Consider the following 20,810-nt stretch of genomic DNA (forward strand, 5'->3'; position numbering starts at 1 on the left):
CCCCGTCATGCTGTGCAAAACCGGGCCCGTGCGGATCGCAGGGCCCGGTCAGGATTATCAATTGTTGGCCGGCTTTTCCGCCTCGGCCCCGCCCGGCTGGCCATCCACGACAACATCGGGATTGGCGCCGGAGGCCGCCTTTTCGGCCTCTATCTTGCGCCAGCGGCGCACATTGGCGTTATGCTCTTCAAGCGTCTTCGCAAACACATGGCCGCCCGTGCCATCGGCAACGAAATAAAGGTCATCCGTGCGCCATGGATTAGCCACGGCCTCAAGCGCCGCCCGGCCCGGATTGGCGATGGGCGACGGCGGCAGGCCCTTGATGACATAGGTGTTGAACGGCGTCTGCTTCTGCAGATCCGACTGGTAGATCGGGCGGTCCGACGGTTTGCCGTCACCGCCGAACAGGCCATAGATGATCGTCGGGTCGGATTGCAGGCGCATGCCCTTCTTCAGACGGTTGTAGAACACCGAAGCGACATGGGCGCGCTCGTCATCCTTGCCGGTTTCCTTCTCGACAATCGAGGCGAGCGTCACGAATTCCTCGACGGTCTTGATCGGCAGGTCCGGATCGCGCCGTTCCCAGATCATGTCGATCAGCTTGTCCTGCGCCGCACTCATCTGGTTGATGATTTCTTCGCGCTTGGTGCCGCGGGTAAAGCGGTAGGTATCGGGGCGCAGACTGCCTTCCGGCGGCAGGGCCGAAGGCAATTCGCCGTCCAGCACTTCATCCGCTCCAAGGCGCGCGAACATCTGCTTCACGGTCAGGCCTTCCGGCAACGACACCGAATAAAGGATCGACTTGCCGGACTCCAGCAGCATCATGATATCCTTCATCGATGCGCCGGCCTTGATCTCGTATTCACCGGCCTTCAGCGTCTGGTCCTTTTGCAGGTAGCTGCCGGTCATAAGGCGGAAGACACGGGCGTTGGAGATCACCTCGTTACGCTCGAGATTATTGGCGATCTCGATGATGCCGGCGCCGTTGCGCACCGTGAAATGTGTGTTCGTCTGAAGCGGACCGGGCTCCTGGAACGCATCGATCATGTAGTAGAAAGCGGCAATGGCCAGCACACAGACGGCAACCGCGAGCGTCATCAGAAAATTCAGAAAGATCACAAGCTGGCCATGGGCCTTGCGGGAGCGCTTGGGCGGAGCCGGCACTTTTTCCGGCCGCAGGGCTTCCGTCGGGGATTTCGGAATGATCGGGCCGCGATTGCCTTCGCCCGCGCCGTTTTGTCCGTATGGTCCCTGGCTGTTCTGGTTCGTGTCGCTCACCGTCGGTCCTTTTCAGTTCGGCGTTGTCAGCGCTTTTTGCGCAGGTAATGCGGCAAAAACAGGTTCGGAATGTCTTCCTGCACCACATAGAGATATCGTGAAGCCTTGCTATTCCGCTTCACGAACATCGTTTCGGACAAAGCCGATGGAGGAAGCAGCCTGCGGCCGGAAATCATCCCGAACCGGCAAACGCTTCCCATAAACGACTACAATATCGGCGCGAAAACCGGAATGGCTTTCGCAAGCCGCAATGCGTTCTTCAAAGGAAAGAACGTCCTTTGTCAGCACCCGGTTGGAGGGCGCCAGCGGCGGCAGAGCCGCCGCCGCAATTATGCTTCGTAACGACGCAGCACGAGGGAGGCGTTGGTGCCGCCGAAGCCGAAGGAGTTCGAGAGCGCCACATCGACCTTCCGCTTGCGCGCCTTGTGCGGCACGAGATCGATCTTCGTCTCCACATCGGGATTGTCGAGGTTCAGCGTCGGCGGAACGATGTTGTCGCGGATCGCAAGCGTCGCGAAGATCGCCTCGATAGCGCCCGCCGCGCCGAGAAGATGGCCGGTGGCCGACTTGGTGGAAGACATGGAAATCTTCGAGGCCGATTCGCCGACAAGCCGCTCGACCGCGCCAAGCTCGATCGTATCGGCCATGGTCGAGGTGCCATGGGCGTTGATGTAGTCGATATCGTCAGGCGTGAGACCTGCACGCTTCAGCGCCATCGACATGCAGCGATAGGCGCCTTCACCATCCTCGGACGGTGCGGTGATGTGATAGGCATCGCCCGAAAGGCCGTAACCGACGACTTCCGCATAAATCTTCGCACCGCGCGCCTTGGCATGTTCCAGCTCTTCCAGAACGACGATGCCCGCACCTTCACCCATGACGAAACCGTCGCGATCACGGTCATAGGGGCGCGAGGCCTTTTCCGGATTGTCATTGTGCTGGGTGGAGAGCGCCTTGCAGGCGGCGAAGCCGGCAAGCGCGATGCGGCAGACCGGCGATTCAGCGCCACCGGCGACCATGACGTCGGCATCGCCAAGCGCGATCAGACGGGCGGCGTCGCCAATGGCGTGCGCGCCGGTCGAGCAGGCCGTCACCACGGCATGGTTCGGTCCGCGCAGCTTGTGGCGGATGGAAACCTGGCCGGATACGAGGTTGATCAGGCGGCCGGGAATGAAGAATGGAGAAATGCGCCGCGGGCCCTTGTCGCGCAGCGTATAGCCCGCCTCGACAATGCCCTCAAGGCCGCCGATGCCGGAGCCGATCAGAACGCCGGTGGCGATCTGGTCCTCGTCCGTTTCCGGATGCCAGTCCGCGTCGGCAAGCGCCATGTCGGCGGCAGCCATGCCATACAGGATGAAAGGATCGATCTTGCGCTGTTCCTTGGGTTCCATCCAGTCGTCGGCATTGAAGGTGCCGTTGGAACCATCGCCCACGGGAATACGGCAGGCGATCTTTGCCGGAAGGTCTTCGACTTCGAATTCAGTCACGAGACGGGCGCCGTTCTGGCCGGCCAGCAGCCGCTCCCAGGTCACTTCCGTCCCACATCCAAGAGGAGATACCATGCCGGTACCGGTGATAACGACACGCCTCATCGCCAATGCTCCGCCCTTATCCAAATCATCGGTCTTCATGCAACGCCGGACATCAGGAGATGTTCATCGGATGCTGCAGTATTTCAAATCTCAGCATGACGGTTGTGGGCGCCGTTTCCGGCCCATGACCCCATGCATTGCCCGGAACAAGCACCGTCAGGGGCATGTTACCGTCTGCCTATAAAACATTGGCCCGGACGAGCCGGGCCAAGGACGGGAGGATATTGCACCTCCCCCATCAAGGTCGATCAGGCCTGGGCCTTCTCGATGAACTTTACGGCGTCGCCGACGGTCAGGATCGAGTCAGCTGCGTCGTCGGGGATTTCAACGCCGAATTCTTCTTCGAAAGCCATGACCAGTTCAACGGTGTCGAGCGAATCAGCGCCCAGATCGTCAATGAAGCTGGCGCCTTCGACAACCTTGTCGGCGTCAACGCCAAGATGATCAATTACAATTTTCTTTACGCGTTCTGCGATATCGCTCATGTCGGTTTCCTCGACCTTTATTTTGAAGGGAATGCCTTGCGGCACCCTGCCCTGTTAGAAGCCCTCATGCGCCGTTCAAATCCGGCACTGCTGGCAAACCCGTTCAACCCGGTCCAAGCTAGACATCGTCACGCAAAATCGCAACGGCTTCCTGTCTCTCCGGGACGACTGTTCACAGTCTTGGCCCGCTTAACATGGTTTCAATCGGTCGAAAAGCCTGAAAACGCGCTAAGCACAGCGTATGACAGGCAATTTCGCCGAAAACCAGTCGGCGGGGCCTTGCGGCGCCAGCTACCCAAGAAGGTGCTTAAACAGCGCCGCAATCCTTTTCATGACGGCCTTAAGTGCCGTCAGATCATCGCCATGCCGCCGTTGACGTGCAGGGTCTGGCCGGTCATGTAGCCCGCCTCGTTGGAGGCGAGGTAAAGAACGGCCGAGGCGACCTCAGCACCGGTTCCCATGCGCTTCATGGGAATGGCGCCCATGATGGCGTCTTTCTGCTTGTCGTTCAGTTTGCCGGTCATCGCGCTTTCGATGAAGCCCGGCGCCACGCAGTTGACGGTGACGTTGCGCGTGGCGATTTCCTGGGCCAGCGACTTCGAAAAACCGATCATGCCGGCCTTGGAAGCGCAGTAGTTGGCCTGGCCGGGATTACCGGTAACGCCGACGATGGAGGTGATGTTGATGATGCGGCCGAAACGGCGGCGCATCATCGGATGCGTCAGCTCGCGTGTCAGGCGGAACATTGCCGTCAGGTTCACTTCGATGACGTTATCCCAGTCCTCGTCGCTCATGCGCACGAAGAGGCCGTCCTTGGTGATGCCGGCATTGTTGACGAGGATATCGACGCCTTCCAGCTCGGCTTCGGCCTTTTCACCGAGCGCCTTGACCTCGGCGCGGTCGGCAAGGTTGGCCGGGAAAATCTTGACGCGTTCGCCAAGTTCCGCCGCCAGCGCTTCGAGCTTTTCAACGCGGGTGCCGTGCAGGCCAACGGTTGCGCCCTGGCTGTGCAGAAGGCGGGCGATTTCTTCGCCGATGCCGCCGGTCGCGCCGGTTACGAGAGCCTTGCGGCCTGTCAGATCAAACATGTCCTATTCCTTCTTTAGAGCTTCGGACTGAAAATGTTCAGCGCAGTTGCGCCCGATGAATGCGGCAGCCGGAGTATCCGTCTCAGCCGATGAGGGTGGCAAGAAGCTGGTCGATATCGGCAGCGCCGTTGACGGCAACGCCGTTCACCGTCTTGTCGATGCGGCGGGCAAGGCCCGTCAGCACCTTGCCGGAGCCGATCTCATAGAGCTGCGTGACATTGTTGGCGGCGAACCATTCCACCGTCTCGCGCCAGCGCACCTGACCCGTCACCTGCTCGACCAGCAGGGCGGCGATCTCATCGGCATCGGAAACGGGGGCGGCGCGCACATTGGCGATAACCGGCACGACCGGGTTGTGCTTTTCGACGGCCGCCAGCGCCTCGCGCATGGCTTCCGCCGCCGGCGCCATCAGCGCGGAGTGGAAGGGGGCGGAAACCGGCAGCATGATGGCGCGCTTGGCGCCCTTTTCGGAAGCGATCGCCGCAGCCTTTTCGACGGCGGCCTTGCCGCCGGAGATGACGAGCTGACCGCCGCCATTGTCGTTGGCGATCTGGCAGACGCCGAGAATGGCCGCTTCTTCGCAGATTGCCGAAACGGCGTCATGCTCAAGCCCGATGATCGCCGCCATGGCGCCCTCGCCCACCGGCACGGCGGCCTGCATGGCGTTGCCGCGAATACGCAGAAGGCGGGCGGTATCGGCTACCGAGAAGGTGCCGGCCGCACAGAGCGCCGAATATTCGCCGAGCGAGTGGCCCGCGACATAAGAAACCGTATCGGACAGTTTGAAACCGCGCGCTTCGAGAACCCGCATGACCGCCATGGACACCGCCATGAGGGCCGGCTGGGCGTTGGCGGTCAGCGTCAGCGTCTCCTCCGGGCCGTTCCACATAATATCGGAAAGCTTCTGGTCGAGCGCCTCATCGACTTCCTGAAACACGGCGCGCGCTTCCGGATAGGTATCCGCCAGCTCCTTGCCCATGCCGACGGCCTGGCTTCCCTGTCCGGGAAATGTGAATGCAATACCCATGGGATGTCGTCCTTCTTGTCTGGCCTTGCCTTTATTCTTTCGGACTTCCATTCACATTCCCGCCAGCGAAGTCAAGGCTTGAAGCCCCATGGCAGGCCCATGTCAGGGGTTTTGCCGTCCTGTTTTCCCCTTTCTTTTCATCATATTTTTTCTTGCACTGCGGCAATTCCCCATTACTTTCACACCACCTTCCAAACTATCTGGCCAAGCACCGGGACATTTCCATGAAACAGAGACTATTGGGCCGCACGGGTATTTCCGTGTCTGAAATCTGCCTCGGCACGATGACGTGGGGCACGCAGAACACCGAAGCCGACGCGCATGCGCAGATGGATTACGCCGTCGAAAACGGCGTCAATTTCTTCGATACGGCAGAACTTTACCCCACCACCCCCGTTTCCGCCGAGACCCAGGGCCGGACGGAAGATTATATCGGCACATGGTTCGAAAAGACCGGCAAGCGCGATCAGGTCGTGCTCGCCACCAAGGTCGCCGGTTCGGGACGCGATTATATTCGCGGCGGCCGCGATATCGACGCCGCCGCCATCCGCGAGGCTGTGGATACCAGCCTCAAGCGCCTGAAGACGGATTATATCGACCTCTACCAGATTCACTGGCCGAACCGCGGCACCTATCATTTCCGCGGCGTCTGGAGCTTCGACGCCTCCGGTCAGGAAAAGCAGCGCACGCTCGCCGAAATCACCGAAAAGCTTGAAACGCTCGGCGAACTGGTGAAGGCCGGCAAGATCCGCGCCATCGGCCTTTCCAACGAGAGCGCCTGGGGCACGCAGAAATATATCGACATCGCCGAGGCCAACGGCCTGCCGCGCGTCGCCACCATCCAGAACGAATATAACCTGCTCTACCGCAGCTTCGATCTCGACATGGCGGAAGTCGCCCATCACGAGGATGTCGGCCTGCTCGCCTATTCGCCGCTGGCAGCGGGTCTTCTGACCGGCAAATACCAGAACGGCGCGCGCCCGGCGGGATCGCGCGGCACCATCAACAGAGACCTCGGCGGCCGCCTGCAGCCGCTTCAGGAAGCGCCGGTCAAGGCCTATCTGGAGCTCGCCGCACAGCATGGAATCGATCCGGCAAAGCTCGCCATCGCCTTCTGCCTGACACGTCCCTTCATGGCCTCGGCCATCATCGGCGCAACGACGATGGAACAGTTGAAGGTGGATATTGCGGCTGCGGATGTGACGCTGTCGGAAGAGGTACTAAAAGGGATTGCGGCGATCCATCGCCAATATCCGATGGCGATCTGACGGCTTTACAGCGCGCTTTTTCACCGCTTGCCCTTGCATTCCGGGCAAAATTGCGTATAAGCGCGCTGTTCACAACACCCGGTCCAATTGGCTGGTGGCTGAACGGAGGGCTGGTTCCGGTAACGGAACAGCAGGAACCATAAGGTTTTTCCGGCCTCCCGTGTCTCCGCTCTCGACCGTCTCGAACAACGCTTTTCTTGCTTCAAGGCCTTACCGCCTTACCCAAGAGCAGTCGTTGAGGCTTAGCGCCGTTGCCGGGTGAAGGACGAAACGCAAGAAAGGCAAAGCTTAAATGGCTCTTTACGAACACATCTTCCTTGCCCGGCAGGATATTTCTGCCCAGCAGGTCGACGCACTTGTCGAGCAGTACAAGGGCGTTATCGAATCGTTCGGCGGCAAAGTCGGACGCATCGAGAACTGGGGTCTGAAGTCCCTCACCTACCGCATCAAGAAGAACCGCAAGGCTCACTACGCTCTCATGGACATCGACGCTCCGGCGGCCGCCATCCATGAAGTCGAGCGCCAGATGCGCATCAACGAAGACGTTCTTCGCTACATGACCATCGCCGTCGAAGCCCACGAAGAAGGCCCGTCCGCGATGATGCAGAAGCGCGACCGTGACGACCGTCCGCGCCGCGATGGCGACCGTCCGGACCGTGGCCCGCGTGAAGATCGTGGCCCGCGCGCACCGCGCGAAGGTGGCTTCGGCGACCGCGAAGACCGTCCGCGCCGTCCGCGCGAAGACCGTGCATAAGAAGGAGTTTTGACCAATGGCTGACGCATCCTCTTCCCAGGCACGCCGCCCGTTCCACCGCCGTCGCAAGACGTGCCCCTTCTCCGGCGCAAACGCTCCGAAGATCGACTACAAGGACGTACGTCTGCTGCAGCGCTACATTTCCGAGCGCGGCAAGATCGTTCCGTCCCGCATCACGGCCGTTTCCCAGAAGAAGCAGCGCGAACTCGCCCAGGCGATCAAGCGCGCCCGCTTCCTCGGCCTGCTGCCCTACGTCGTAGCGTAATGAATTGAAGCGAGGCTGCGTTTCGGCGCGGCCTCGCTTTTTCCTCGAAGCAGCTGACTCTTAATCAGCGAGTCGAGAAATACTCATCCTTCCGCGTTGGGCGCGGATCGATACCATAAAACCCATGTTGGGGATGAGGCTCCAAGGAGCGATCCTCTAACTGCTTTCGTTTCAGCAGGACAGCGAAGTGCAAAAGTTGAACCAGACAGTGCTGATCACCGGCGTTCTCGCCGGCATATGCGCCGCGTTTTTGACGCTTGGCGCAACGGCACAGTCGTCCTTTTCCTTCCTGCTCTATGCCGGTTCCGCCATGCCGATCCTGATCGCCGGCATGGGCTGGGGCAATCGCGCCGCCATCGTCGCAATCATCACCACGGCCATCATCGGCGCTCTCGTCATGTCACCGCTGTTTGCGCTGACCATCGCGATCTTCACGCTGATCCCGGCGGGCTGGCTTTCGCATCTCGCCAATCTGGCGCGCCCGGCTTCCGAACTCGGCGGCCCGGATGATCTGCTCGCCTGGTATCCGCTCTCCGGCATCGTCCTGCACCTGTGCATTGTGGTCTCCATCGCCGTCGTCATTCTCGGCTGGATGATCGGTTACGGTCCCGATCTCGTCGCCCGCATGGTCGATATCATGATGACCTCGGTGCAGAACCGTGAGCCGCTGTTCGAACCCAATGCCGAGGCGCTCGCCCAGACGAAATCGCTGCTGGTGCTGATGCTGCCGATCGTGCAGGGCGGCCTGTGGGTTATCCTTCTGTTCGCGGCCTATTATTTCGCAACCCGGCTGGTCGGTTCCTTCGGCAAGGGCCTCCGCCCGCGTGAGGATATCGCTTCCGCGCTGCGCATGCACCGCAACGCCATCTTCATTTTTCTGGCCGGCATTGTCGCCATGTTCCTCGGCGGCGTCGCGGCCATGGTCGGCGCGGTCATCTGCGGCACCTTCGGCGCGGGCTTCCTGATGGCGGGTTACGCCTCGCTGCACAAGCGCGCCCGCGGCAAGGACTGGCGGCTGCCGGTTCTTATCCTCGCTTATCTCTCGGCGGTCTTTGTCTTTCCGCTGTTCATCATTCTCGTGTTCGGCCTGAGCGACGTGCGCAGCACGATCTCTCTTACTCCGACGCGGAAAACCGACAATACGAACGAAACCAAACCATAGAAAGGATCAAGAAGATGGACGTCATTCTTCTCGAACGCATCAACAAGCTCGGCCAGATGGGCGAAACCGTAAAGGTTCGCGATGGCTACGCCCGTAACTTCCTGCTGCCGCAGGGCAAGGCGCTGCGCGCCAACGCTGCCAACAAGGCACGTTTCGAAACCGAGCGCGCAACGCTCGAAGCCCGTAACCTCGAGCGCAAGTCGGAAGCCCAGAAGGTTGCCGAGGCTCTGGAAGGCAAGTCCTTCATCGTCGTCCGTTCGGCTGGCGAAACCGGCCAGCTCTACGGCTCTGTCGCCGCTCGCGACGTCGTTGAAATCCTGGCTGCCGAAGGCTTCAACATCGGCCGTAACCAGGTTGAACTGAACACGCCGATCAAGACCATCGGCCTGCACAACGTTACCCTTCACCTGCATGCCGAAGTCGAGCTGCAGGTTGAGCTGAACGTTGCCCGTTCGGCTGAAGAAGCTGAGCGTCAGGCCAAGGGCGAAAGCCTCACCTCCGCTGACGCCATCTACGGCGTTGACGAAGACGCGCTGCGTCCGGAAGACTTCTTCGATCCGGAAGCCGATCGCGACGGCGACGACGAATAAGATTTGGCTTAACGGTCAAAAGAAAACCCCGGATGGAGACATCCGGGGTTTTTTGTTGGGTTGAATACGCGGAGGAATACCCCCCTCTGCCCTGCCGGGCATCTCCCCCTCAAGGGGGGAGATCGGCAGGAAGCGCTACCACCGCTTCATTCGCAAACGTTGAGATGGGCGAGACCTAACCGCGAGTCGATCTCCCCCCTTGAGGGGGAGATGTCCGGCAGGACAGAGGGGGGTGCCTCTCGGCAAACTCCACCGCCCGACTACTTCTCCGCCGTCTCCGCCCCCTCCGGTGCCACGCTCTTGTCCACATGCACCACCACCGACATGCCGGGCGACAGATCCGCCGCCAGCGGCTGATCGGCATCGATGGCGATACGCACGCCGAGGCGCTGGGCGATTTTCACGAAATTGCCCGTCGCATTGTCCGGCTTGATGACGGCGAATTCCGAGCCGGTGGCGGGCGAGAACCGTTCCACATGGCCGGTAAGCTTGCGGCGATGCAGGGCATCCACGGCGATCGTCACCGGCTGGCCGACCTGCATGCCCGCAAGCTGGGTTTCCTTGAAATTGGCGATGACCCAGACATCGTGCGGCACGACGGCCATCAGTTGCGTTCCGGCCGTGACATATTGGCCGGTGCGAACGCCGACTTCGCCGAGCCTGCCATCCACGGGCGCGTGGATTTCGGTATTGGCGAGGTCGATCCGGGCAAGCTCGACGGCCGCTTCAGCATTAGCGACGGCCGCCTGCAGCGAGCTGCGGTTGACGATGATGGTTTGCAGATCCTGCCGCGAAACCTCAAGCGCCGCCTTGGCCTGCGAGAGCGAAGCCCGCGCCTTTTCGAGCGCGGCATGGGCCTCTTCCTGAAGGCTGGAGGTTCCCGCACCGCTCTTGATGAGGTTATCCTGACGGTCGGATGCGAGCTGCGCCTGTTTCAGCGAGGCCTGCGCGCTGTCGACCGCCGCCTGACTGGAAAGAATATTGGCATTGGCCGCATTTTCCTGCTGGCGGGAATTATCGAGCGCCGCCTTCTGCGTATCGAGCGTCGCTTCCGCCTGCGCCTGCTTCTGGCGGTAGATGCGGTCATCGATCTTCGCCAGGAGCGCGCCCTGCTTGACCTCCTGATAGTCCTTCACCGGCACATCCACGACATAGCCGCTCACCTGCGGGCTCATCGTCGTGACATAACCACGCACGAAGGCGTTGTCGGTCATTTCGACGGTGGAAAGGAACGGCGGCAGCCGCCAGGCGTAAAGCACCAGCGCCACACCGGCGAGACCGCCGAGCAGCACGAGAATGGAAACGGGGGTAAAAAACTTCTTCAGCATTTTGTCACTCTTGGAATGTTCAAGACTGTGGTGCCGGTGCGGCATCGATTTCTTCCCGGAAAAGGAAAGGACGGATGCGCAACCATGCAAGGTGGATCAAAAGCGTGGCCAGCGCCAGCGCAGAGACGACGGAGATCAGCAGGAACGTATCATTATAGGCAAGCACATAGGCCTCCTTGCTGACCTGCTGGCCAAGCAGCGACAGCCCCTCGGCCTTCAGCAATGCCGGATCGGTGATGACATGGCTGTAAGCGCCGGAAAGCTGCGAGACGCGCTGGGCGACCACGGGATTGGTGAGCAGGATATTCTCCACCAGAATATTGGAGTGGAATTTCTCCCGCAGCGTTACGAAACTGCCGAGCAGGCCGGTCATCAGCATCGATCCGGTGATCTGCGTAAACAGGAAGATTGTGATGAAATTCACGAGATAGGGCGCACCCCGGGCCAGAGCGGCGGCAAAACCCTTGGCCATGACGGGCGGCAGGAACATGGCCGCGCCAAAGGCGATCATCATCTGGCTGAGATACATCTCACCCGGCCGCGTCAGATTGTTGGACTGGCTATCCATGAACGAACCGGCGGCGATCAGCGCCAGCGCAATCACGTGGGCAGTATCGACGTATTTCGTGAGCATCAGCCACGCACAAGCCGCACCGCCGAGAATAGTCGCCAACAGCACAAGTGCATAAAGTGTCGTTGTCTGTTCGTTCAGCAGGCCGAGTTGCTGGTAAAAGCTGACCGCCGTTGAAGATTGCTCGGAGGAAACCGCACGGTAGACGAGCAGGACCGCAATAATGTGCAGGTTGGTTTTCGAGAAAATCCAGCGCAGGTCGAGCAGCGGGTTCTTGCGCGGCAATTCGATGAAAGCCATGAGGGTCAGAAGTGCGATCGACGTCGCCAGAAGAACGCCCAGCCACCAGGTTTCGAACCACCAGTAGAACCGGCCGAGCGTAAGCATGACCGCCAGACAGCCGAGACCGCCTGCAAACAGGAGATAGCTCAGAATATCCATGCGCTCGATAACTTTCGCGCGCGGCGGTGGGGTGACTTTCAGCACATAGATCATGGCGAAAGCGACCAGCGCAAAGCCCACTTCCATGGAATAGAGCGCATTCCAGCCGTCGATTTCCAGCAGGGATGGCGAGACGATGCGCGCGAGCGGCGCCGACAGCAACGTACCGGTCAGCGCTATGCTGAAACCGAGCGAGAATTTCCGCGCAGGCGGAAAGGCCTCCAGAATATAGAGAAAGCCGAGCGACGAGATCGGCGCGGCGGCCATGCCACTGACAAAACGGATAACGATTGCCGAATGCAGGTCTGTCACGAACAGGTTGAGACAGGAAGCGACGACAAACACGATAATCGAAACTTCGGCGAAAGGCCGCAGGCCATATTGCGCCCGGACCTTGAACAGCGCGATGGAAAAGGTGGCATAGGGCGCCATATAGGCGGCGGAGAGCCAGGCGACCTCGGCCACGGTGGCGGAAAACTCGCCCTGCAGCTGGTAGATATTGGCCATGACGAGGTTCATGCCCAGACCCTGGGTAATGAAGAACGACAGGCCCGCGAAGATGAAACACAGCCGCAGCCATAGCGGCCGCTCGACCGGCTGAAGTGCGGCGGCGGCAGGCTCTGGCACGGTTTCACCCGCGCCCGAAGCACTCATCGGCGTCACGGCCTCTTCCGGAAGGTCGGCGGGTTTGGAGACCGCTTCGGTATTTCGGGCAGCGGCCTCATCCGTGGTTTGTGGCACCGGGGTACTCACGACTGCGCCCTCCCCGCCGCCAGATTTTGCAGATTGGCCGAAAGCCGGCGCATGACATCGAGCGCCATGGCCAGTTCCTGCGAAGAAATATCGGCGGCAATCTCGGAGCGCAGCGACTTCGCCATCGCCTGCACCGTCTCGGAGGTTTTCTCCCCTTCCGCCGTCATGTGGATGCGTTTGGCGCGGCGGTCGTTCTCATCGGAACGGCGTTCGATGAGGTTCTGTTTCTCCATGCCATCGACACCCGCACCAGCGTCGGCGTTTCGATTTCCATTTCCTCGGCAAGCTCGGTCTGCGTCAGCGGTCCACGACGCGAGAGCGCAAAGAGCGCCCGCGCTCTCGCAAGCGTCAGCCCGCTCTCCCCCACCCGCGCATCGAAAAAAGCGCGCAGTTTGCGGGTGAAAGCGGAGACTTCATCCAGAAGCTGTTCCTTGTCGGTCTCGCGGGACATGTCAGCAAGCCTTATAATTAGCACACTACTTATTTTCTGCCTATTTATTCGTAAGACTGACGATTTTCAAGTTTCTTTCGCGCCGGGTCTGCCATGCGATAAACTCATGGCAGCGAATCACCTTGCCGGAAGGATCCGGCGCCTTGTCCCCAACCCGCCTGTGGATTGCTGGGGACAACTGAAGAAGTGATCGAGCTTCGCAGAGCGGACGTCAGCCTGCCATAGAGTGTTGCAACATTATCATTGACTGCCATGCCCCAGGAAGCCAAACCCGAGGTTCAAGGACAAAGGCAAAGGGAGATCGCGCAAACCATGAACGACGCTGTGAGAAAGATCACCCCCGCGCAACCGGCGGAACCGCATTACCGCGAAGCGCCGAACAACATCGAGGCCGAACAGGCGCTGCTCGGCGCCATCCTCGTCAATAACGACGCCTATTACCGCGTATCGGACTTCCTGAAGCCCGTGCATCTTTACGAACCGCTGCACCGCAAGATTTTCGAGGTGGCGGGCGATATCATCCGCATGGGCAAGACCGCCAATCCGGTAACGATCAAGACCTTCCTGCCCGCCGACGACAAGATCGGCGATCTGACGGTGGCGCAGTATCTCGCACGTCTGGCAGCGGAAGCCGTATCGATCATCAACGCGGAAGATTACGGCCGCGCGATCTACGATCTGGCGCTGCGCCGCGCGCTGATCCAGATCGGCGAGGATGTCGTCAATATCGCCTATGACGCGCCGCTCGACATGCCGCCGCAGGCGCAGATCGAAGACACCGAACGCCGCCTGTTCGAACTGGCGGAAACCGGCCGTTACGATGGCGGTTTCCAGTCCTTCAACGATGCCGTGGCATTGGCGATCGACATGGCCGGCGCCGCCTTCGAACGCGACGGCAATCTCTCCGGCATTTCCACCGGCATTCATTCGCTCGACGCCCGCATGGGCGGGTTGCAGCGTTCCGACCTTATCGTGCTTGCCGGTCGTCCGGGTATGGGCAAGACCTCGCTTGCGACCAACATCGCCTACAATATCGCCGCATCCTATGAGCAGGAAGTGCAGCCGGACGGGTCGTACAAGGCCAAAAACGGCGGCGTCGTCGGCTTCTACTCGCTCGAAATGTCGTCCGAACAGCTTGCCACCCGTATCATTTCCGAGCAGACCGAAGTGTCTTCCTCGAAAATCCGCCGCGGTGACATTACCGAGGCCGATTTCGAAAAGCTCGTCGCCTGCTCCCAGATGATGCAGAAGGTGCCGCTTTATATCGACCAGACCGGTGGTATCTCGATTGCCCAGCTTTCCGCCCGCGCCCGCCGCCTGAAGCGCCAGCGCGGCCTTGATGTTCTGGTGGTCGACTACGTTCAGCTGATGACCGGCTCCGGCAAGAGCGGCGAAAACCGCGTGCAGGAAATCACCCAGATCACCACGGGTCTGAAAGCGCTCGGCAAGGAACTCAACGTTCCGATCATCGCGCTGTCACAGCTCTCCCGTGCGGTGGAAAGCCGCGAAGACAAACGCCCGCAGCTTTCCGACCTTCGTGAATCCGGCTCCATCGAGCAGGACGCCGACGTGGTGCTTTTCGTGTTCCGCGAGGAGTATTACGTCAAGAACATGGAGCCGCGCGATATTTCCGATCCCAAATACGCCGAATGGGAAGCGCTGTTCGACAAGGTGAAAGGTACGGCCGACGTCATCATCGCCAAGCAGCGTCACGGACCGACCGGCACGGTGAAGCTCGCCTTCCAGTCCGAATTCACCCGCTTTACGGATCTGGCCGATCCGAGCTTCAGCCAGTACGAAGAACATTGAGGCGCAGCCACGCCGGCTATCGGTAGAACATCCGCCCCGTCCTGCTGCAGGATGGGGCGGAATCTTTTCAATGGCTTGGGACTGACACCTCAGAAGCCGATTCATCGATTGTCCCGCTCGGCAATGCAATGACCTGATCGCCCGCGCGGATGCTGCTCTGGCGGTGGGTGATGGCGATGATGGTGATATCGCTGTCGACCCTTCTTAGCTGGTCCATGATTTCCCGCTCCGTCTCCTCGTCCAGCGCCGAGCTTGCCTCATCGAGCAGCAGAATGGAGGGTTCACCGTAAAGCGCACGGGCAATGGCAACCCGCTGACGCTCGCCGCCGGAAAGCTTCAGCCCCTTTCCCCGACAATCGTATCGAAACCCTCCGGCATCGCCTTTATCCTGTCGAGTATCGCGGCGCGCTCGGCCGAGCGGCGCAGTTTTTCCTCATCCAGCACCCGCCCGAGCACGACATTGCTGCGCAACGTATCGTTCAGCAATTGCACCTCCTGCGGAACGATGCCGGCAACGGCAAACCAGTCGTCCCGGCCGATTGCGGTCAGATCGGTGCCATCGATGGTGATACGACCCGATTGCGGCGCCATGGTTTTCAGCAGAAGCCGGAAGAGTGTCGATTTGCCGGAACCGGTCTCGCCGGTAATGAAGGTCAGACGTCCCGGCGTTGCAGTGAAAGAAACACCTTCGACGCCGCGACCGTTTTCGTAGCGAAAACCCAAATCGTCGAATTCTACCGCTTTGCCCGATAGCCGCAGCGGGTTGGCATGGGGCGGTTCCTCCTCTTCCGGCGCGTTCCACATGCGGGCATAGGGCGCGAAGTGAGCGAAGGAACGGACCGCCTCGCTGATCGACTGCCCGATCAGTTCAAAAGGCATGTTGAGCTGAAGCAGAAGCGTGTTGAAGAGAACGATATCGCCTATCGACAGGGCTCCCGCCTCGTAGCGAGGCAACAGGAGATAAAAGCCGATGACCATCTGCATGGCGAGTGCGAGCGAGATGGTGAAGACGAAGCCGATCCGGCGCAGGGAATAAAGCCGCCAGTTGCGATAGATCGAGCCCGCATTATCCGCAAAACGACGCTTCATCCACGCCGTGCTGCCCGTGTGCCGCAAAGGCTCGATCATGCCGATGGCGTTTCCGACAAAACCGGCATTCTCCTGCCCGGCTTCGATGGCCTTTTCCAGAAAAGGCGTGGTCAGGCGGTTTGAGGCAAGCGTGAGCGCAATGAAGGCCGCGCCGTAAACGACGACGATGGCGACCAGATCCGCACTGAGGACCGTTCCCAGCAACAGAGTGCTGAACAGGAACGTCGCGATGCCCGGCACGAAATAAATAAGGCCGATCTGCATGATCGCCGAGACGGCCGAAGCGCCCCTTGTCTGCGCAGCCTGAATTTCCGCCGGGTTGTGATCGTTGAAGAACGACGGTTTTTTATGGACGATGCGCTCGAAAAAGCGCGTCGTCGCGACATATTCCAGCCGCTCCGAATGGATGACCGACATATATTGCGTGGAGCGCTGAATACCCGTCGCCAGTGCCGTCAGGCCCGCATAGAGCGAAAAACCGAGCATCCATTGCAGCGGCGCATCCGGCAGATCGTCGATCAGGCGGGAAAACACGTAAGGCCCGGCGGTGGCGAGAACAGACCCGAGCAGGATCGTCAGCAGCAAAAAGGTGATGGACGGCCATGACGTCTTCAGGTCTTCGGCATAGATTCGGGAAAGCGGTCCGAATGCGACTTCGCGATTGCCTGTCATCACTCTCTCCCGCCCCGGCGCTGCTTGAAAGATACGGCAGGCATTGGATAACGGCTTGCAAGCGCTTGCTCAAGTCCGGACTATCGTTCTGCGTTCACATTCAATATTCCGCATGCAACGGGTCTCAGCCCTATCCCGCCCGTTCTGTTCCCAAGGGCGGAATCTTTTCAACGGTTTGACCGGATTGTCTCACAATCCGATTCCGCGCAGCAGCGCCACGGCGGCAACACCGAGCGTTGCGGCCGGCAGAAGGCTGAGGCGTAGCGCGGCGATGGCGGTTATCGCGCAGGCGATGGTTTCCGCCGGTCCGCTGGCGAGCGCCGTCGGCGTCACCACGGCCATCAGGACAGCAGGCGGGACCACACCGAGCGCCTTTTTCAGGCGCGGTGTCAGCGTAAAATGAGTGACCAGCAACAGGCCGCCAAGGCGCGTGGCGACGGTTGCCGCCATCATGGCAAGGATTGTCAGCAGCGTATTCGGGTCGAGCGTCATGCCGGCTGCTCCGCCTGTTCCTCGTGGCCGAAGGCGGCGACGGCCAGACCCGCCAGCGCGCCGGCGGCGATATACCAGGCACCGGGAACCAGCGCGTGGGTAAGACAGGCAGCGGCAGCGCTTGCCAGAAGCACGAAACCGGTTTCCCTGCCCTTCCAGAACCCCATGAGCAGCACGATGAAGACGGCGGGAAAAGCGAAATCCAGACCGATGACCGACATGTCCCCCACCACCGAACCGAGCAGCGCGCCGGCAAGGGTTGCAAGGTTCCAGACGAGATAGATCGAGAGCGCAGCACCGGTGAAGAAGGCCGCCGTCAACCGGCTGGCGATGACACGAAATTCCGACAATGCCCAGGATTCATCCGTCAGCACCAGCATGGCGGCATATTTGCGCCAGCCCCTGAAATCATCCAGCTTGCCGGCTATGGAGGCGCTCATCAACACATGGCGCAGATTGACCAGCAGCGCCGCAAAGCCGAGTGCGTTCCAGCTTGCCGGATGCGCCCATAAATCCATCGCCACGAATTGCGAACCGCCGGCAAAGACCAGCAGCGACATCAGCGAGGCTTCGAGCGGTGACAGGCCCTTGCCGATGGCGACCGCGCCGAACACCACGCCAATCGGCACCATGGCGACCAGCAATGGCGCGGCGGCCCGCAATCCAGCGCTGAATTCCGCGCCTTTTCCCGATATCGACATCGCATTCTCCCTTTCGAAAGAGAGGGATTACGCTTGCGACATTCTTCGGTCTTGAACGAAAGTGACGTCAGGCGGTTTTCTGCTGAAGCGTCGCTTTTTCTTTTGTCGCATTTCCGAACGGAAATGCGGGCTTTGAACTCAGGCCAACCGGAACTGCCCCGGTGTGACACCGGTGCGGGCCTTGAAATGCCGGGTGAAATGCGCCTGGTCGGCAAAACCGCACATTGCCGCCACCTCGGCCGGCATCTCGCCAGCGCGCAGAAGCCGGCGCGCCCTGCGGATGCGCACATCCGTCAGATAGGCATGCGGGGTGATGTGAAACTCTTTCCTGAAAGCGCGAATGAGGTGCGCGCGGCTGAGACCGGCGATGGAAGCCAGCTCCTCAAGGCCGATATCGGTCTCGTAATTGTCGGAAAGATAATCGCGGGCGGTATAAACCGCCGTTTTCTCGCGTGTTTCGACGGGCAGGATAATGGCGCTGCCGTGCCTGCCGAACAGAGCGGCGAGAACCGAGAACATGCCCTCATCCGCCTCCAGAGCGCCGGATTTCTCCTCCAGCCGCCGATGCGCCATCTGGAAAGCCGCCGCCATCTGCGGATCGCGCGGCAGGAATCTTGGAAAGGACGGCGTGCCGTGAAAGGCCCTGCCCGTCACATCCTCGATAATATCGCGCAACAAGACGATATCGGGATAGATCATCCGATAGCGATAACCGCCGCCGCCCGGTGCGCCATCGTGAACCTCATCCGGATTGATGAGATAAAGATGCCCCGGCCCCGTCTGCTCGGTGGTGCCCTGAATGGTGGAAATCTGCGAACCGCTTTCGATCGCGCCGATCGAGAAGGTATCATGCGCGTGCGGCGAATATTCATGGGTCAGAAAAGTCGCGCTCAGGCACTCCATGCCGCCAAAACGCCTGTCACGCCAGAAACGCGTGGTTTCCGTCGTCGCAATCGGCATGACATCTATGGCCTGTTCCTGCGAAACATTGTGCATGGAACGAGTTTAAACCAATCGACCGTTACCGTCTTGAACAAAAGTGCCCGCGCTTCATGCCCGCACATTTCCACAAATGTGCGGGCATGAAGCTCTAACGCTTTGAATCTACGCATCGTGCTTTGCAAAAATCGATAACGATTCTTGCGCCGATGCTGTAGGGTCCGCGAGGTTCCAATCAACCGGACGCATGGCATGACAGACGACTTCGAAGACAGCTTTCCCGAAAACGAAACCGACACTTTCGAGCACGCGCCGCTGAGGCTGACCGTCGATCTCGGCGCGCTCGCCGATAATTGGCGGGACATGAAGAAGCGTTCCGGCGGGGCGCGGACGGCGGCGGTCGTCAAGGCCGATGCCTATGGTCTCGGGATCGAGGATTGCGGGGCGACGCTTTACCATGCCGGCGCGCGCGATTTCTTCGTGGCCACGGTGGCCGAGGGTGCAACCCTGCGCTCCTATGCCCCGGAAGCGCGCATCTTCGTGCTGTCAGGCATATGGCAAGGCCAGGAACGGCAGGTCTTCGACAATGATCTGGTGCCGGTTCTGGCCTCAGAGGAGCAGCTTTCCTTCTGGATGGCGACGGTTGCCGAGCGGGGCGACCACCCCTGCGCGCTGCATGTCGATACCGGTTTCAACCGCCTCGGACTGCCGCTCGAGGACGCGCTGTTTCTGGCCGACGACGTGACGCGGCCGGCAAGTTTCGACCCGGTTCTGGTGCTGTCGCATCTCGCCTGCGCCGACACGCCCTCCTCGCCAATGAACAGGGTTCAACTCGAATCATTCCGAAAGGTTAGCGCCGCTTTCGAAGGCATCGAATCAAGCCTTTCGGCTTCCGCCGGGATTTTCCTCGGCTCGGACTATCATTTCGACCTCACCCGCCCCGGCATCGCCCTTTATGGCGGCGAAGCGGTCAACGGCATGGCGAACCCGATGCGGCCCGTCGCCACAGCCGAAGCGCGGATCATCCAGATTCGCGAAGCGGGCGAAGGCCAGACCGTGAGTTATGGCGGCACCTTCCTGCTGAAACGTGCAAGCCGCCTTGCCATCGCTTCCGTGGGTTATGCGGATGGATATCAGCGTTCGCTTTCCGGTTCCGGCATTCCGCTGCGCGAAATGGGCCATGGCGGCGCCTATGGCGTCGTCAACGGCCACAGGGTGCCGGTGGCCGGCCGCGTGACCATGGACCTCACCATTTTCGACGTGACGGATATTCCGGCCAATGCCATCCGTGCCGGCGACTATATCGAGCTTTTCGGTCCCAATGTGCCTGTCGACGAGACCGCGCGGGCGGCCGGCACCATCGGTTACGAGATGCTGACGGGGCTTGGCCTGCGTTACGAGCGGCAATATCTGATGGCCGACGACTGAGCCACGCCTTTAGCCCTTGGAAAGCTGCGGTGACCTGTGCTAGAAGAGAACAAAAGGAGATCGAAATGCCCGAAATCCATTTGAGCGAACAGGACGAGAAGTTCATCGAAGAACAGGTGGCGGCGGGCGTCTTTAAGGACGCGGATTCGGTCGTCTCAGCTGGTCTGCGTTTGCTGGGCAGCAGGGAAGGCAAGCTTGTAGAGCTTCAACGACTGATTCAGGAAGGGCTTGATGATGTGGAGGCTGGCCGGGTTATGGAGTTCTCCAGTGCAGATGATTTTACCGCACACATTATGAAGCTGGCGGAGGAGCAGAATGAAGCGAAGGCGTCTAGTGGTCACCGCACAGGCGCTGAACGATCTTCTGGCCGATCATAATTACATTGCCCAATTCAATCCCGTTGCTGCCAGACGCTTTCTAGACGACATCAACGGCAAAATGATCTCGCTGGCGCGATATGGGATAACGGGCGTACCTCGAAGTTTCGCGCCGAATTTGCGGGCTTTCCCTTATCGTGAGCGATGCATCTATTTCATTGTCGATGATAATACAATGTATGTGCTGCGCGTGCTTCACGGCCACCAAGACATCTCCGCCGACCATTTCAAACAAGAAGAAAACTGACAT

The 20,810-nt window shown here is 60.2% G+C and carries 21 protein-coding genes and 2 pseudogenes; 9 read left to right on the forward strand and 14 right to left on the reverse strand.

Translation table 11 applies throughout. The features are described 5' to 3' along the window. Window positions 1-57 precede the first annotated feature (57 nt). From mltG to fabD, 5 genes are all read right to left on the reverse strand, one after another. On the reverse strand, window positions 58-1,278 hold the full coding sequence (gene mltG / locus L904_RS13290) for an endolytic transglycosylase MltG (RefSeq protein ID WP_020810689.1): 1,221 nt from the start codon (window positions 1,276-1,278) through the stop codon (window positions 58-60). A gap of 329 nt (window positions 1,279-1,607) precedes the next feature. Then, window positions 1,608-2,870 carry a beta-ketoacyl-ACP synthase II gene (fabF, locus tag L904_RS13295; RefSeq protein WP_035261994.1) on the reverse strand — a complete coding sequence of 421 codons (1,263 nt, stop codon included), beginning with the start codon at window positions 2,868-2,870 and terminating at the stop codon, window positions 1,608-1,610. Between the two features lie 248 nt (window positions 2,871-3,118). After that, window positions 3,119-3,355, reverse strand: a complete 237-nt coding sequence (locus tag L904_RS13300) for an acyl carrier protein (RefSeq protein WP_003502080.1) — start codon at window positions 3,353-3,355, stop codon at window positions 3,119-3,121. Between the two features lie 350 nt (window positions 3,356-3,705). Further along, on the reverse strand, window positions 3,706-4,443 hold the full coding sequence (gene fabG / locus L904_RS13305; RefSeq protein WP_003520726.1) for a 3-oxoacyl-[acyl-carrier-protein] reductase: 738 nt from the start codon (window positions 4,441-4,443) through the stop codon (window positions 3,706-3,708). A gap of 82 nt (window positions 4,444-4,525) precedes the next feature. Further along, entirely contained in the window at window positions 4,526-5,470 is a 945-nt protein-coding gene (gene fabD / locus L904_RS13310) for an ACP S-malonyltransferase (protein ID WP_020811982.1), read from the reverse strand. A gap of 224 nt (window positions 5,471-5,694) precedes the next feature. Here fabD and L904_RS13315 point away from each other — a divergent pair, with 224 nt between their 5' ends. The 5 genes from L904_RS13315 (at window position 5,695) to rplI (ending at window position 9,509) form a co-directional block, all read left to right on the forward strand. Continuing rightward, window positions 5,695-6,738, forward strand: a complete 1,044-nt coding sequence (locus L904_RS13315) for an aldo/keto reductase (protein ID WP_031234235.1) — start codon at window positions 5,695-5,697, stop codon at window positions 6,736-6,738. A 292-nt stretch (window positions 6,739-7,030) separates the two neighbouring features. Continuing rightward, window positions 7,031-7,492, forward strand: a complete 462-nt coding sequence (rpsF, locus tag L904_RS13320; protein ID WP_003520723.1) for a 30S ribosomal protein S6 — start codon at window positions 7,031-7,033, stop codon at window positions 7,490-7,492. Window positions 7,493-7,508: 16 nt separating this feature from the next. Continuing rightward, window positions 7,509-7,757 carry a 30S ribosomal protein S18 gene (rpsR, locus tag L904_RS13325; RefSeq protein ID WP_003502063.1) on the forward strand — a complete coding sequence of 83 codons (249 nt, stop codon included), beginning with the start codon at window positions 7,509-7,511 and terminating at the stop codon, window positions 7,755-7,757. A 187-nt stretch (window positions 7,758-7,944) separates the two neighbouring features. Then, on the forward strand, window positions 7,945-8,919 hold the full coding sequence (locus L904_RS13330) for a membrane protein (RefSeq protein ID WP_031234311.1): 975 nt from the start codon (window positions 7,945-7,947) through the stop codon (window positions 8,917-8,919). A gap of 14 nt (window positions 8,920-8,933) precedes the next feature. After that, window positions 8,934-9,509: a 50S ribosomal protein L9 gene (gene rplI / locus L904_RS13335; RefSeq protein ID WP_035261991.1), complete on the forward strand. Its 576-nt coding sequence runs from the start codon at window positions 8,934-8,936 to the stop codon at window positions 9,507-9,509. A gap of 260 nt (window positions 9,510-9,769) precedes the next feature. On the opposite strand, the gene L904_RS13340 is transcribed toward rplI, so the two are convergent. The 3 genes and pseudogenes from L904_RS13340 to L904_RS13350 all read right to left on the reverse strand — a co-directional run bounded on the left by L904_RS13340 (window position 9,770) and on the right by L904_RS13350 (window position 13,053). Then, window positions 9,770-10,837, reverse strand: a complete 1,068-nt coding sequence (locus tag L904_RS13340) for an HlyD family secretion protein (RefSeq protein ID WP_059762576.1) — start codon at window positions 10,835-10,837, stop codon at window positions 9,770-9,772. Between the two features lie 19 nt (window positions 10,838-10,856). Then, window positions 10,857-12,602, reverse strand: coding sequence for an MFS transporter (locus tag L904_RS13345; protein ID WP_035261828.1), 1,746 nt, complete (start codon window positions 12,600-12,602; stop codon window positions 10,857-10,859). Next, window positions 12,599-13,053, reverse strand: a pseudogene (locus L904_RS13350) (MarR family winged helix-turn-helix transcriptional regulator). Before L904_RS13350 ends, L904_RS13345 begins: the two are co-directional and overlap by 4 nt. Before the next feature lie 312 nt (window positions 13,054-13,365). On the opposite strand from L904_RS13350, the gene L904_RS13355 reads away from it, so the two are divergent. Beyond that, window positions 13,366-14,862 (forward strand): replicative DNA helicase, encoded by a 1,497-nt coding sequence (locus L904_RS13355; RefSeq protein ID WP_003520716.1) that lies wholly within the window; start codon window positions 13,366-13,368, stop codon window positions 14,860-14,862. A 67-nt stretch (window positions 14,863-14,929) separates the two neighbouring features. Here L904_RS13355 and L904_RS28390 read toward each other — a convergent pair whose 3' ends face one another. From L904_RS28390 to L904_RS13375, 6 genes and pseudogenes are all read right to left on the reverse strand, one after another. Continuing rightward, on the reverse strand, window positions 14,930-15,079 hold the full coding sequence (locus L904_RS28390) for a hypothetical protein (protein WP_020810630.1): 150 nt from the start codon (window positions 15,077-15,079) through the stop codon (window positions 14,930-14,932). Between the two features lie 75 nt (window positions 15,080-15,154). Further along, window positions 15,155-15,202 (reverse strand): annotated as a pseudogene (locus L904_RS28620) (hypothetical protein); the annotation flags it as partial. Next, the gene (locus L904_RS13360) at window positions 15,199-16,623 is read right to left on the reverse strand and encodes an ABC transporter ATP-binding protein (protein ID WP_020810631.1); all 1,425 of its coding nucleotides are present in this window, start codon (window positions 16,621-16,623) and stop codon (window positions 15,199-15,201) included. The pseudogene L904_RS28620 and the gene L904_RS13360, both read right to left, overlap by 4 nt. 189 nt (window positions 16,624-16,812) lie before the next feature. Next, window positions 16,813-17,115 (reverse strand): AzlD family protein, encoded by a 303-nt coding sequence (locus L904_RS13365; RefSeq protein ID WP_003520714.1) that lies wholly within the window; start codon window positions 17,113-17,115, stop codon window positions 16,813-16,815. Next, a complete protein-coding gene (locus L904_RS13370; protein ID WP_020810632.1) occupies window positions 17,112-17,816 on the reverse strand; it encodes an AzlC family ABC transporter permease in 705 nt (234 codons plus the stop codon). The genes L904_RS13365 and L904_RS13370 overlap by 4 nt, the downstream gene beginning before the upstream one ends. A gap of 138 nt (window positions 17,817-17,954) precedes the next feature. Beyond that, a complete protein-coding gene (locus L904_RS13375; protein WP_020810633.1) occupies window positions 17,955-18,812 on the reverse strand; it encodes an AraC family transcriptional regulator in 858 nt (285 codons plus the stop codon). Between the two features lie 195 nt (window positions 18,813-19,007). Here L904_RS13375 and alr point away from each other — a divergent pair, with 195 nt between their 5' ends. From alr to L904_RS13390, 3 genes are all read left to right on the forward strand, one after another. Continuing rightward, window positions 19,008-20,183, forward strand: a complete 1,176-nt coding sequence (gene alr, locus L904_RS13380; protein WP_020810634.1) for an alanine racemase — start codon at window positions 19,008-19,010, stop codon at window positions 20,181-20,183. Window positions 20,184-20,248: 65 nt separating this feature from the next. Then, entirely contained in the window at window positions 20,249-20,560 is a 312-nt protein-coding gene (locus tag L904_RS13385; RefSeq protein WP_020810635.1) for a type II toxin-antitoxin system ParD family antitoxin, read from the forward strand. Next, window positions 20,517-20,807, forward strand: coding sequence for a type II toxin-antitoxin system RelE/ParE family toxin (locus tag L904_RS13390; protein ID WP_020810636.1), 291 nt, complete (start codon window positions 20,517-20,519; stop codon window positions 20,805-20,807). The genes L904_RS13385 and L904_RS13390 overlap by 44 nt, the downstream gene beginning before the upstream one ends. Window positions 20,808-20,810: the final 3 nt, after the last annotated feature.

The sequence above is a fragment of the Agrobacterium sp. LY4 genome (genome assembly GCF_001526585.1).
Classification (GTDB): domain Bacteria; phylum Pseudomonadota; class Alphaproteobacteria; order Rhizobiales; family Rhizobiaceae; genus Agrobacterium; species Agrobacterium leguminum.

Bases quoted from the DNA above. Each gene is read 5' to 3' on its own strand.
- fabF (WP_035261994.1), bottom strand. From the start codon at position 2,870: ATGAGGCGTGTCGTTATCACCGGTACCGGCATGGTATCTCCTCTTGGA.
- L904_RS13300 (WP_003502080.1), bottom strand. From the start codon at position 3,355: ATGAGCGATATCGCAGAACGCGTAAAGAAAATTGTAATTGATCATCTT.
- fabG (WP_003520726.1), bottom strand. From the start codon at position 4,443: ATGTTTGATCTGACAGGCCGCAAGGCTCTCGTAACCGGCGCGACCGGC.
- fabD (WP_020811982.1), bottom strand. From the start codon at position 5,470: ATGGGTATTGCATTCACATTTCCCGGACAGGGAAGCCAGGCCGTCGGC.
- L904_RS13315 (WP_031234235.1), top strand. From the start codon at position 5,695: ATGAAACAGAGACTATTGGGCCGCACGGGTATTTCCGTGTCTGAAATC.
- rpsF (WP_003520723.1), top strand. From the start codon at position 7,031: ATGGCTCTTTACGAACACATCTTCCTTGCCCGGCAGGATATTTCTGCC.
- rpsR (WP_003502063.1), top strand. From the start codon at position 7,509: ATGGCTGACGCATCCTCTTCCCAGGCACGCCGCCCGTTCCACCGCCGT.
- rplI (WP_035261991.1), top strand. From the start codon at position 8,934: ATGGACGTCATTCTTCTCGAACGCATCAACAAGCTCGGCCAGATGGGC.
- L904_RS13340 (WP_059762576.1), bottom strand. From the start codon at position 10,837: ATGCTGAAGAAGTTTTTTACCCCCGTTTCCATTCTCGTGCTGCTCGGC.
- L904_RS13355 (WP_003520716.1), top strand. From the start codon at position 13,366: ATGAACGACGCTGTGAGAAAGATCACCCCCGCGCAACCGGCGGAACCG.
- L904_RS28390 (WP_020810630.1), bottom strand. From the start codon at position 15,079: ATGGACCAGCTAAGAAGGGTCGACAGCGATATCACCATCATCGCCATC.
- L904_RS13360 (WP_020810631.1), bottom strand. From the start codon at position 16,623: ATGACAGGCAATCGCGAAGTCGCATTCGGACCGCTTTCCCGAATCTAT.
- L904_RS13365 (WP_003520714.1), bottom strand. From the start codon at position 17,115: ATGACGCTCGACCCGAATACGCTGCTGACAATCCTTGCCATGATGGCG.
- L904_RS13370 (WP_020810632.1), bottom strand. From the start codon at position 17,816: ATGTCGATATCGGGAAAAGGCGCGGAATTCAGCGCTGGATTGCGGGCC.
- L904_RS13375 (WP_020810633.1), bottom strand. From the start codon at position 18,812: ATGCACAATGTTTCGCAGGAACAGGCCATAGATGTCATGCCGATTGCG.
- alr (WP_020810634.1), top strand. From the start codon at position 19,008: ATGACAGACGACTTCGAAGACAGCTTTCCCGAAAACGAAACCGACACT.
- L904_RS13385 (WP_020810635.1), top strand. From the start codon at position 20,249: ATGCCCGAAATCCATTTGAGCGAACAGGACGAGAAGTTCATCGAAGAA.